The sequence below is a fragment of the Bradyrhizobium sp. genome (assembly GCF_049512235.1).
Classification (GTDB): Bacteria; Pseudomonadota; Alphaproteobacteria; order Rhizobiales; family Xanthobacteraceae; genus Bradyrhizobium.
On record NZ_JBEKXH010000213.1, the window covers coordinates 1 to 10,848 of the forward strand.

General features: G+C 62.9%; 13 protein-coding genes and 1 tRNA gene. 6 read left to right on the top strand and 8 right to left on the bottom strand.

Annotated elements, in window-relative coordinates:
• Nucleotides 1–401 precede the first annotated feature (401 nt).
• The 3 genes from ABSG20_RS19605 to efp form a co-directional block, all read right to left on the bottom strand.
• Nucleotides 402–1,637, bottom strand: coding sequence for a lytic murein transglycosylase (locus ABSG20_RS19605; RefSeq protein ID WP_423866169.1), 1,236 nt, complete (start codon nt 1,635–1,637; stop codon nt 402–404).
• Nucleotides 1,638–1,694: 57 nt separating this feature from the next.
• Nucleotides 1,695–3,350 (bottom strand): M23 family peptidase, encoded by a 1,656-nt coding sequence (locus ABSG20_RS19610; protein WP_423866170.1) that lies wholly within the window; start codon nt 3,348–3,350, stop codon nt 1,695–1,697.
• 128 nt (nt 3,351–3,478) lie between these two features.
• Nucleotides 3,479–4,045, bottom strand: a complete 567-nt coding sequence (efp, locus tag ABSG20_RS19615; RefSeq protein ID WP_423866171.1) for an elongation factor P — start codon at nt 4,043–4,045, stop codon at nt 3,479–3,481.
• A 303-nt stretch (nt 4,046–4,348) separates the two neighbouring features.
• Here efp and epmA point away from each other — a divergent pair, with 303 nt between their 5' ends.
• The 3 genes from epmA (at nt 4,349) to ABSG20_RS19630 (ending at nt 6,929) form a co-directional block, all read left to right on the top strand.
• Nucleotides 4,349–5,401 carry an EF-P lysine aminoacylase EpmA gene (gene epmA / locus ABSG20_RS19620; protein WP_423866172.1) on the top strand — a complete coding sequence of 351 codons (1,053 nt, stop codon included), beginning with the start codon at nt 4,349–4,351 and terminating at the stop codon, nt 5,399–5,401.
• Complete coding sequence (locus tag ABSG20_RS19625; protein WP_423866173.1) at nt 5,398–6,498, top strand: lysine-2,3-aminomutase-like protein; 1,101 nt, start codon at nt 5,398–5,400, stop codon at nt 6,496–6,498. Before epmA ends, ABSG20_RS19625 begins: the two co-directional genes overlap by 4 nt.
• Nucleotides 6,499–6,659: 161 nt before the next feature.
• Nucleotides 6,660–6,929, top strand: coding sequence for a hypothetical protein (locus ABSG20_RS19630; RefSeq protein ID WP_423866174.1), 270 nt, complete (start codon nt 6,660–6,662; stop codon nt 6,927–6,929).
• Here the strand turns inward: ABSG20_RS19630 and ABSG20_RS19635 are convergent, their stop codons facing one another.
• From ABSG20_RS19635 to ABSG20_RS19645, 3 genes are all read right to left on the bottom strand, one after another.
• Nucleotides 6,930–7,502, bottom strand: a complete 573-nt coding sequence (locus tag ABSG20_RS19635; protein WP_423866175.1) for an HdeD family acid-resistance protein — start codon at nt 7,500–7,502, stop codon at nt 6,930–6,932.
• 135 nt (nt 7,503–7,637) lie between these two features.
• A complete protein-coding gene (locus ABSG20_RS19640) occupies nt 7,638–8,675 on the bottom strand; it encodes a PrsW family glutamic-type intramembrane protease (RefSeq protein WP_423866176.1) in 1,038 nt (345 codons plus the stop codon).
• A 113-nt stretch (nt 8,676–8,788) separates the two neighbouring features.
• Nucleotides 8,789–9,055, bottom strand: a complete 267-nt coding sequence (locus ABSG20_RS19645; RefSeq protein WP_423866177.1) for a hypothetical protein — start codon at nt 9,053–9,055, stop codon at nt 8,789–8,791.
• A 204-nt stretch (nt 9,056–9,259) separates the two neighbouring features.
• Here ABSG20_RS19645 and ABSG20_RS19650 point away from each other — a divergent pair, with 204 nt between their 5' ends.
• Complete coding sequence (locus tag ABSG20_RS19650) at nt 9,260–9,484, top strand: DUF2061 domain-containing protein (protein ID WP_423866178.1); 225 nt, start codon at nt 9,260–9,262, stop codon at nt 9,482–9,484.
• A gap of 41 nt (nt 9,485–9,525) precedes the next feature.
• Here the strand turns inward: ABSG20_RS19650 and ABSG20_RS19655 are convergent.
• Nucleotides 9,526–9,600, bottom strand: a tRNA-Glu gene (locus tag ABSG20_RS19655).
• 251 nt (nt 9,601–9,851) lie between these two features.
• Between ABSG20_RS19655 and ABSG20_RS19660 the strand changes: the two genes are divergently transcribed.
• Nucleotides 9,852–10,109 (top strand): PilZ domain-containing protein, encoded by a 258-nt coding sequence (locus ABSG20_RS19660; RefSeq protein ID WP_423866179.1) that lies wholly within the window; start codon nt 9,852–9,854, stop codon nt 10,107–10,109.
• 33 nt (nt 10,110–10,142) lie between these two features.
• Nucleotides 10,143–10,391 carry a porin gene (locus ABSG20_RS19665; protein WP_423866180.1) on the top strand — a complete coding sequence of 83 codons (249 nt, stop codon included), beginning with the start codon at nt 10,143–10,145 and terminating at the stop codon, nt 10,389–10,391.
• Nucleotides 10,392–10,466: 75 nt separating this feature from the next.
• On the opposite strand, the gene ABSG20_RS19670 is transcribed toward ABSG20_RS19665, so the two are convergent.
• Nucleotides 10,467–10,848 (bottom strand): glutathione binding-like protein (locus ABSG20_RS19670; RefSeq protein WP_423866181.1); only part of this gene is annotated, 382 nt, incomplete at its 5' end.

The window sequence follows — 10,848 nt, forward strand, 5'->3', positions numbered from 1 at the left end:
ATGCCGGATGTTTCGGTGCCTCGCTGTGAATACTCGTGTGCGTGATGGCCGTTTTCTGCACGCGAGGCTGCGGGTGCCACTGGGCATCGCGGCATTCCCCGCGCCCTCTGTTTGCAGGGCGATGAGTTTCCTGGCAACAGCCCGGGCGCCTCGCGCCGCGGGGCGTTGACGTGTGTCCGGGATGGGCTGTTTGACATTTGCATCGGTAGAGTTTCCTGGCGCAACCAAGCGCCGCTACTCGCAGTCGCGCCACTGGGGGCGCACGCCCCCCCGGGGGCAGGCCGCAAGCGGGCGACCCGGTAGCCGATGCATCAACGATGGAGCCGACGGGCCGCGGCGTACGAGGATCCGCGGCCTGTCGGCATAAGCGGGGCATGCTGGTTGCGAGGATCTTGATGCAGCTAGCCGCCCTGCCGCAACCGCGCCAGCACCTTCAGTCCGCCATAGCCGTCCGCAGGCAGCAGCCCGGCCTTCTCCTGATAATCCCGGATCGCCTGCATGGTGTCGTTGCCGACGCGGCCATCGGTCCCACCGGTGTCAAAACCGGCTTTTGTCAATCGAACCTGCATTTCCTGCACTTCGGCCAGCGTCAGCGCGCGCTCCGAACCGGGGAAGGGCTGGATGAAGGGCGGTGCGCCGAGGATGCGGTCGCCGAGATGGCAGATCGCCAGCGCGTAATTCATCGACGGATTATAGCTGCGCACCGAATAAAAATTCGGCCCGAGCAGGAAGCTCGGGCCACCCGGCACCGGCACCCAGATCTGGGCGCCGGCATTCGGCTGCGGAAAGGGCTGGCCGTCGGCGCGCGTGACGCCGGCGCCAGACCACGCCGCGTAGCTGCGACTGCCGCTGGACGAGCCACCGGGCGCGCGGACTTCATAGCCCCAATGCTCGCCGCGGTGATATTTGCCTCTGGTGACCAGATAGCGCGCGGTGGAACCCAGGGCATCGTCGGGCTTGCCGAACGGCGATACCCTTCCGTCATGATCGTAATCGATGCCGACATTGAGCCAGACTTCCGGCATCCACTGGGTGTGCCCCATCGCGCCGGCCCACGATCCCTGCATTTCCTCCGGCGTGCTCCAGCCGCGGTCGACGATCTTGAGTGCGTTGATCAGTTCGCTTTCCCAATAGGCGCGGCGGCGCGGCTCGTTCCAGGCCAGCGCCGCGAGCGAGGGAAAAACCGGCCGCATATGGTTCTGCTGCACCAAGGGATCGCCATAGGCGGATTCGACACCCCATAGCGCCAGCAGCGTGCCGCGCTCGACGCCGTATTCCTGTTCGATCCGCGCCAACAGCGCTTCGTTCTTCCGCAGCGCTTCCTTGCCGGCGATGATGCGCCAGTCCGAGACCCGGCGATTGATGTATTGCCAGATCTGCTCGTTGAACTCGGGCTGATTGCGCAGCTGCTTGAACACGGACATGTCGGGTTCGAGGTGCCCCATGACGCGGGTCCAGGTCGCCTCCGAAATGCCTTTTGCCAAGGCGTGCGGGCGAAAGGCGTCGCGCCATTGATCAAAGCCGGGCGGAGCGGTGGCCGAGGCGGCCAGCGGCCGTGCCAGCAGGGCACCGGCCGCAAGGCCGGACTGCAGCAGGGCGCGACGCGTCGGTGTGCTCAGGGAATCAGGCTGTTTCATAAGCGCCAGTCTAGCGCGGCGAGGGCGCCGGCGCGGTAAAAGCTGGTCGATGGAACCTTAGTTATCGCCGCCTTCCTGGGGAGCAGGCCGAGCGGCTTGCTCCTGCAGAGCTGGCGACGCGGCAAGTTCGGGCCCGATCTCGCGGCCGCGTCCCCTGATCAAACGCTCATAGGCCGAGATCAGCGTGACGTAGGGACTGACCCAGAGCCAGCCGTCGCGGGTAAAAACCTGCACATCGAAATGCAAATGACGCGTGGTGCCGTTGGGATGGTCCAGATAATTCGACACCACGCCGATTTTCTCGCCTTCATCGACGCTGCGGCCGTTCAGAACCCCGTCCGCGTCCATGGCGGTGGGATTCATGTGCATATAGCGAAAGCGGATGTGTTCGGTGCGGGTATTGATCTGCAGCGTTGCCGACTGCTGCTGGCGTGAGCGGATCAAGACACCGTCGCGAACCGCGACGACCGCCTGCTGCCTGGGGTCGCAGCGATCGGGCTCGCTTTGGTCGTGCTGCGAACATACGCCCGGGCGGATATCGTCGCCCTGATGGCCATATCCGCTGGCGCACTGGCCGACGCCAAAACTGCGGGCCTCGCAGAAATTATCCCGCCATGGATAGCTGTCCTTGCCGCCGGCGCCATCGCCGGCCAGCGATGACCTCCGCCTGCCGAAGGATTGCGAGTGGACGAAGGCCGGGATCTTGTCGAGTGGAAAGCGGATTTGCGAATAAGCGGTGAGGTCGGCGCGGCCGCCCTGATTGTGCAAGCCGCTGTTGGTGATGATGTCGCCGCTCGGAAAATAGGTGAAATCAGGCGACCGCTCTGGCGGCCGTTCAGCGACGGCAGACGGGATATCCATGCGTGGCCGCGAGGGCAGGCCGCCGGCGATGCGCAACGCCTTCAGGAAGCGCTCGGCGACTGGATAGGCCTCGCGGCAGGCCAGCCGCCGCGCGCGAGGCGCAGAGTCGAGACACTGAATCGACACCACGTAGGGAACGCCGAAGCGCGTGAAGGCATAACGAACATAGCCTTCCCGGATGAAGCGGCGCAGGTCCGGGAATTGGGCGGACAATGCCTTGACCGGTTCGCCCTTGCCGCCCTGGGGATCGCTGATGTCGTAGGTCAGGATCGAGCCGGTGATCTGTACCTCGACCGGTCCGTCGAAGGTTCGCGGCGGCATGCCGTCGCCGGCACCGGGCTCGAGCGAAAATATCGCGTCGTAGCCAGCCGGTCCGGCATCAAACAGATCGGCTGGACGGAAATCATCTTGGTATTTAGATACCGAAAGGCTGGCCGGGAGGTGGTTCAGCCGGGCCTCGAGAAATGCTGCGGTGTCGAACGGCAGCAGCACCGGAACCGGGCTCTGCCCGATACCGGTGAATATCTGCGAGGTTACGGCGTTCAGTTGCACCAGCGCGGGGCTCGAGCGCGGATCGAACGCAGGCAAGCGGCGGTGGCCGGAAAACGTGAAGGCGGACGCGATCGCCGGCTGGCTATTGGTCTCGGACCGAAGTTGGTCGAGCGCGGCAAGCCAATCGACGCGAGCGGCCGAAATCGCCGGCGTCCTGAACTCGCCGGCATGGAGGATCGAAATGCCGGCGACCAGCAGCAGCAGAGATGTCAGTGCCGACCTCGCCAGCCGGGAAAACGGAAGATAGCAATTCTCCGCGCATGCTCCGCCAAATTGTAAGCGGTTGCGCGGGGGTTTCATGCGCTCACATTTCTTGGAGAGCGCGATCGCTGGACGAACCAGACCATTTTTCCGGCGAACCGGACGCTGCTTCTGTTGGTTGCGATCAAATTCTCAACTGCTCTCGGAAAAAACGCCCTACCTGCAGGCTAATCCTTTGCGCGCTCAACGTAGGACCCATCCTCCGTCATGACCACGATCCGCGTGCCGGTGCCGATATGCGGAGGCACCGCCGTGCGTACCCCGTTGGAGAGGATGGCAGGCTTGTAGGAAGACGACGCCGTCTGACCCTTGGTGACCGGTTCGGTTTCGACGACTTCCAGCGTTGCTCGCTGCGGCAACTGGATGGCCACGGGTATGACGCCGTGAAGCGAAAGCTTGACGGTCATGTTTTCCTGCAGATAGGGCGCGGACGTGCCGACGACGTCCTTCGGCACCTGCACCTGGTCGTAAGTGTCGGTGTTCATGAAGTGGAAGCCGTCGGCGTCCTGATAGAGATAGTTGAAGTTATGGTCCTCGATAGTCGCCTTCTCGACCTGGTCCGTGGTCTTGTAGCGCTCGGAAATCTTTACCCCGTCGCTGATTCGTCGCATTTCGATCTGGCTGACCGGTGTTCCCTTGCCGGGATGGATGTTCTCGGCGGTCAGAACCACGTAAAGCTTGCCGTCCTGCTCAATGACGTTGCCCTTGCGGATAGAACTGGCGATGACTTTCAAAGCTGTTTTTCCTGATATTCTGGCCCGGGACCCATCAGGACAGCGGCGTCCAGCGGCCAGCGAAGCAGTTTCGGGCTGCAACATACTCATTTTGCCGGTTGAAGCTAGTGCCGCCCATTTTGCTCTCCGGCCAAAGTTGCTGCTGGACCGGGACGGCGAGCTCAAATCGAAGGTGGTCCCTGGAAACATGGGGTTGCCGGTGCCTATCGTGTCTCCGATGGCCGTGCCGGGGAATGCCCTGATGGTCTACCAACTCCGGAAACGGGATACCGGCAGTCTCGGACCTTGCGGGGACATCCGATGATGGCCGGAATTGACCAGCCTTCGTCCTGGTGGACGCCTGAGCGGTACGCCGACCGCAGGCCCTATCTCGCTGCGCGGCGCGCCATTACCGCGGCGACCAGGGCATGGTTCGCCGAGCAGGGCTTTGCCGAGGTCGAAAGCGGTATCCTTCAGGTCTCACCCGGCAACGAGACCCACCTGCACGCCCTGCGCACCGAGGTGACCGGCACCGATGGTGAGCGCGCGATACGGTATCTGCGGACTTCGCCTGAATTCGCCTGCAAGAAACTGCTGACGGCAGGGGAGCAGAAGATTTTCGAGTTTGCGCGGGTATTTCGCGACCGCGAGCGCGGCGATCTGCATCTGGGCGAATTCACCATGCTGGAATGGTACCGCGCCGATGCGACCTACGACGCTGTCATGGCCGACAGCGTCGTCATAACAGCCGGCGCCGCACAGGCGACCGGCATCGGCCGATTTTCGTTTCGCGGCAGGACCGCCGATCCATTTGTCGAGCCGGAACTGATGACGGTGGCCGCGGCGTTCGAGCGCTTTGCCGGTATCGATCTGCTGGCCACCATCGCGGATGGCGGGGGTGATCGGGCAAGACTGGCGGCCGCGGCGCGGGGCCGGGTTCGGATATCAGATGATGACACCTGGTCTGACATTTTCAGCAAGGTGCTGGTTGAGCATGTCGAACCCAATCTGGGGCAGGGGCGTTTGACGATATTGTTCGAATACCCGGTCCCCGAAGCGGCGCTGGCGCGTGTCAAAGCCTCCGACCCGCGCGTCGCCGAGCGCTTCGAGCTTTATGCCTGCGGCGTCGAACTCGCCAACGGATTTGGCGAGTTGACCGACCCAGGCGAACAGCGCCAGCGCTTCAGGGCCAGCATGGACGAAAAGCAGCGGCGCTACGGCGAACGTTACCCGCTCGACGAGGACTTTCTCGACGCGGTCGGCGAGATGCCGGAGGCGAGCGGGGTTGCGCTCGGCTTCGATCGTTTGGTGATGCTGGCGAGCGGCGCGCAGCAGATCGATCAGGTGCTATGGATGCCGCCTTCGGGTGAGGCATGAGAAGGATCGTCAGCCCCTCAACCACTGCCACCTTGCGTGAGCCCGCTGAGCTGGTCGCCTGCGGTCTTGCGCCCGCCGCGACACTTCCCGATCTGCAAAGGGTCGCGGCGCGCTACGCGGTGGCGGTAACGCCCGAGATGGCGGCGCTGATCGATGCCAGCGATCCCGACGATCCGATCGCGCGGCAGTTCATTCCGACCGCCGAGGAACTGGTTACTACGCCGGGCGAAAATGCCGATCCGATCGGGGATCACGCTTTTTCGCCGGTCGCCGGCATCGTGCATCGTTATCCCGATCGGGTGCTGTTCAAGCTGGTTCACGTCTGCGCCGTGTATTGCCGGTTTTGCTTTCGCCGCGAGATGGTTGGGCCGGGCAAGGCGACCGCGCTTTCGCAATCGGTTTACCGCGAAGCGTTGGACTATATCGGCGCCCATTCTCAAATCTGGGAAGTCATCCTGACTGGTGGCGATCCCCTGACGTTGGCGCCGCGACGGCTTGCCGAAATCACAGCGGAACTTGCTGCCATCGAGCATGTCAGGATCATTCGCATCCACACCCGGGTGCCGGTGGCCGATCCCGGCCGCATCGACGCCGAGATGATCGAGGCGCTGAAGGTCAAGGGGGCGACCACTTGGGTTGCCTTGCACGCCAATCATGTCAGGGAATTGACCGACAAGGCTCGCGCCGCCTGTGCCGCCATCGTCGACGCCGGAATCCCCATGGTGAGCCAGTCGGTCCTGCTCCGCGGCGTCAACGACAATGCCGTGGCGCTGGAGGCACTGATGCGGGCATTCGTCGAATGCCGGATCAAGCCCTATTACCTGCATCACGGCGATCTCGCCCCGGGCACGGCGCACCTGCGGACGACGCTGGCGCAGGGGCAGGCGCTGATGCGGGCGCTGCGCGGGCGGATCTCCGGCCTATGCCAGCCGGACTATGTGCTGGATATTCCCGGCGGCCACGGCAAGTCGCCGGTCGGCCCAGCTTATTTGTCACAGCAAGATTCTTTTTCACCGGAAGGTGAACCGCCTATGGAAACGCGCTACCGTGTCACCGATTATTGCGGCGGCGTTCATCTCTATCCTCCGAAGCCGTGATGAACAGGTGGCAAATGGAGGAAGGGCAGCGGAGGAATGGCAGCAGACGCACAACCGGGCGCCGATATTGCCGATCGTCCTTGATGGCGCCGCCATTTCGTCACGATCGAGGTTCCCGGTCGGGCGCGAGAGCTGCATTTCTCTGAAACGGGAGGAGCAAGATGCGAAAGACGTTCACCGTATTGGCGCTGCTGGTCCTTATGGCTGGTCCGGAAGCCATCGCACAGACCGGAGGCCGCACCGGATCATCCGGAGGCGCGGCCAACGACGCCGGGTCGTCGAATAAGGGCGGGGTATTGGAGGCACCCATCGGCCACCGCCAACCGCGCGCCAGCGACGTACCGAACTCCACGTCAGACGATCCGGCGCGTCTGAACGCGGACGATGCCGCGCTCGACCGCAGGATCAAGAGCATTTGCCGCGGCTGTTGATCAACCTTTGCGCGCAGCGAGTGCCATTCCGATCAGGGTAATGCCGCCGAACAAGAGATTGATACCGACCAGGAGGCCAACGGCCCACAGCGCCGATCCCGGCAGCCCGGTGATGATAATGGCTGCGATCAGCAAATCCATGATACCGGCAACCAGCAGCCAGGACCACCGTTCCGATAATTCGCGGCGGTGCTCCAGCGAATACATGATCGTGGCAACGCCTTCGGCGAGGAAATAGGCGCCGACCACGATCGTGAGGGTCAGCGCGCCCTGCACCGGCATCGCCAAAAGGATGAGGCCGGCGCCGATCGCCAGCGCTGCCGAGAGCAGTGACCACCAGAAGCCCGGCATCTGCCGCGCCCAGAACGTCAGCGCCAGCCCGGCTATGCCTGAGATCAAAAACATCCAGCCTAGAAAAATCGTGACGGCGAGGCTCGCAAGCGGTGGCACGATGATCGCCGCAAGCCCCAAAATCACGAGCAGGATACCCTCGATCAGAAAAGCCTTCCAATGCTCGCGTACAGCGGCATTCACTTCGGATTGCAACCTGGTAATGTCCTGAGGAATGGTCATTGCTTATCTCCCGATACCGACAGCGCAGGATAACGCCCCGTTATCATACAACAGTGTCGACCAATGCTGCGGGATAAAGTTTGTTCGTTGACGCGGGTTTGAGCGAGCACGAGGTGGCCATCATTCACGATGAAGTCAGCCTCGGCCGGGCGCCGACGAAAAACCGGCTTCTGTCGCGCGGATCCGATTGCGGCCGAAAACATAGATCGCCGTGGTCACCAGCAGCAGCGCGCCGCCGATCAGGATCGAGACAAGGCCGATGGGGACGAGAACAAGCGCCACATCGCGTTCGGGATTGACCAGCCAGTGGTGGATCGTGGTCAAAACAAAGGCCAGGCCGATAAAACCCGCGGCCCCCCCCACCACCAGCAGCGCCCACATTCGTCGCAGCTGGCTCAGCCGCGCGCGGGCAATTTCGGTGCGGGGCGCTTGATGGCGGCTGACCCGCCGTACCAGCCTCATGGCAAAGCCGATCGAGCCGAATCCGATCGAAAGGCTCGCTACTCCCAGCACAGATTTTGCGGATGCACTGAGGTCGGGATTTTGCCGCAGCGTCAGCAGCGGGAAATCAAAACCTGCGTGCAACGCCAACGGCGCAAGCAGGATCAGAACGTGACTTGAGATGCGGGCCCAGACGCGGTGATGGCGGTGCGCGCCTAGCGCGGTGCCGGAACGGGCGATGGCAAGATAGGCCCCGGCGATGATGCCGAGCGCGCCATGGAATGGCACGGTCAGCACGCTGCGCAGCGCGGCCAGCGATCGCCAAATCTCCGCATGCTGCACCAGATAAGCGAGGTTTTCGTAGGCGGCAAAGCCGAGCCCTGCCGCCGCGCCATAGACGATAGTGTCCATCGGATCCGCAAACGGCCGTCGCCGCGTCGAAACGGCGACGATGACGAGAACCTTGAGGGCTTCCTCGGGCGCCGCAACTCCGAAGATCGAATGCAATGCGAGCGCAAACCAGGTATTTTCAGGCGCTTCTGGCATCGATGCAAACGGCGCACGGACGACGCCAAGCAGCGATATGCTGGCGGCGCCGAGAAAAAACGCGATCCAGACCTTGGCGGGCGAGCCTGGGCGGTCACCGGCGGCGATCACAAACCACAGCAACAGAAGAGCGGGCGCTACCGCTGCGGTGCCGATGACGGTCGGAAGGGATTCCAGCAGATGCATCGGTGTGGCAGGTATGCGCTTTTTCGGCTTTATCCAGCGTCAGAAAACGTCTCCGCATGCGGCCGCAAGCCGCAGGAAAAGGAGTTTGCGAAAAATCGTAAGCGGATCGCGGCTCAGCAGCCGCGGCAGATGTTCTTCAGCTGCGCATTCATCAGCGCGTCTTCCGCGCTGATCTGATCGACATAGGTTCCCCCCTCGCTCTTCCCGTTAGGAACCCGCAAGGCCTGCTTGGCGGCAGCAGGGGACGCCGTGGTCGAATTGGTCTTGTCGTAGCAGGCCAGTCGCGCGCTCGGGTTCGAAATCGATTTGCATTCCGGGGTCTGGGCGGCCGCGGTCTGCGACAGCGCGCAAATCGCGACCAGGGCGGCAACAAATTTCACTGCAATCTCCTCCTCGGTGCATGCCACTGGGCCGAGCCCAGGTGCGCACGGATTTAATCAATCAAATCAGATAGTTTGCCAGACCTCTTCGCGCAAAATGCACAACATCGAAGCTGAAGTCCATCGCTCAATTGCGACATAAGCAGGGCACGACTCTGCAGCGTGTTAGGCTTTGCGTCATGGGCAACCAGGGAGTCGGATCCGGTGGTTCTATTGCGCGGAGCAGAGACACACGCAAGGTCGGTCCTCAAGGCCATCAGTTGGCGGACCCTGGGGACGTTTGATACGTTTGCGATCAGTTGGTTCATGACGGGCAGGATCGAAATCGCGGGATCGATCGCGGGGCTCGAGATCGTCACCAAAATCGCCTGGTATTATCTTCACGAGCGCGTCTGGGCTGCGATCCACTGGGGTAGACGTCATCATTGATAGGGGGCGGTGGGGCGACTTGGGGCCTGGTTCCGCCAACTTGGCGCTCCCTAGCGGAATCGAACCGCTCTCTCCACCGTGAAAGGGTGGCGTCCTAACCGATAGACGAAGGGAGCGTAAACGTTTGCGTTACCCACCGCCGACCTGGTTGGGCATTGCCGTTTCGCTGCGGTCACAAACAATTTGTACGGCAGATCAACGCGCTGAGCTTGCGGTGGCGCCGTGCCGGACCCGGACCCCTGGCGATCCCGATCGCGGCGGGCGAACGTATAGTGGCGTTTGCGCGGCCGGGCAAGCCGGCGGAACCCTAGTTTTGAAACGGTTTTTAAAGCCATGCCGGGTACGGAAGAAGCTTAAGGAGCTGCTAATGGCGAAGACCAAGGCGAAACGGGAAACCCGCAAATCACTGAAACGGTCCGGATGGATCACCCTGGAGGGAGGATTCGCGGCCCGCCCGTGCGTGGTGGAGGATTTGTCCAGCGCCGGAGCCAAGATCACGCTGGACGGCCCCGACACACCGCCCGCGCGGTTGCGGCTTGGTTTTGACCGCGACGCCAGATCTGGACGAAATTGCGAAGTGGTATGGCGCCGCGGCAAGTCGTTCGGCGTCAAATTTGTCCGCTAGCCTGAACCGGCCGAAGACGATAAAAGACCTCGCATGCGTAACACCCTCGTTGCGATCGTCATGGTAGTGATGTTGCCGGCCTCGGTCGCCGCGGCTGAGCCGACCGGCGCCAGGAAACAGGAAAATCCCGGCGACTCCGGCGCGCTGCTTCCGATCAAGGGGGCAGGCTCCGGCAATAATTGCGCGGCCTATGGTCCCGGTTTTGCCAAAGTCGACGGCACCGAAACCTGCATGAAAATCGGCGGCAGCATCAGGGCCGGCGGCTCCGCCCGATATCGTTGAGCGGCAACAGCAGGCCATTTGCAACTCGATTGCCCTTGTAGCGGTCAAGCTGTGCACTTGCTGTCCCAGGCGTGGTCACGACATCGGCGGCGCGACGAACTGCGCAAAGCCGGGACGGCCGGCGACTTGCGCGAACCAGCGCTCGAGATGCTCGAAGCGCGGCTTGCGGATGCCTTCGACGCCGAACCAGCGTCTGGCATAGGCGCCGAGCGCAATGTCGGCCAGGGTAAAGTCATCGCCCTCGATGAAGCGCCGGGTCAGGAGCTCGGCGTCGACGATGCGCCATTGCACGGCCTCGGCGTCGGCATCTTCCTGGATCGCAACCATGTCGCGCTGCTCGACCGGGGTTCGCACCAGCGCCCAGAATACCGGACGATCGACCGGCTGCAGCGTCGAAAGCGTCCAGTCCAGCCAGCGATCAACGCCGGCGCGCCGCCGCGGCTGCTGCGGATAGATC

What these genes read in the sequence shown, in the direction of transcription:
- ABSG20_RS19640 (WP_423866176.1), bottom strand. Translation starts at nt 8,675, where the DNA reads ATGCATCTGCTGGAATCCCTTCCGACCGTCATCGGCACCGCAGCGGTA.
- ABSG20_RS19605 (WP_423866169.1), bottom strand. Translation starts at nt 1,637, where the DNA reads ATGAAACAGCCTGATTCCCTGAGCACACCGACGCGTCGCGCCCTGCTG.
- epmA (WP_423866172.1), top strand. Translation starts at nt 4,349, where the DNA reads ATGGCCGGAATTGACCAGCCTTCGTCCTGGTGGACGCCTGAGCGGTAC.
- ABSG20_RS19635 (WP_423866175.1), bottom strand. Translation starts at nt 7,502, where the DNA reads ATGACCATTCCTCAGGACATTACCAGGTTGCAATCCGAAGTGAATGCC.
- ABSG20_RS19610 (WP_423866170.1), bottom strand. Translation starts at nt 3,350, where the DNA reads ATGAAACCCCCGCGCAACCGCTTACAATTTGGCGGAGCATGCGCGGAG.
- ABSG20_RS19630 (WP_423866174.1), top strand. Translation starts at nt 6,660, where the DNA reads ATGCGAAAGACGTTCACCGTATTGGCGCTGCTGGTCCTTATGGCTGGT.
- ABSG20_RS19660 (WP_423866179.1), top strand. Translation starts at nt 9,852, where the DNA reads ATGGCGAAGACCAAGGCGAAACGGGAAACCCGCAAATCACTGAAACGG.
- ABSG20_RS19665 (WP_423866180.1), top strand. Translation starts at nt 10,143, where the DNA reads ATGCGTAACACCCTCGTTGCGATCGTCATGGTAGTGATGTTGCCGGCC.
- ABSG20_RS19625 (WP_423866173.1), top strand. Translation starts at nt 5,398, where the DNA reads ATGAGAAGGATCGTCAGCCCCTCAACCACTGCCACCTTGCGTGAGCCC.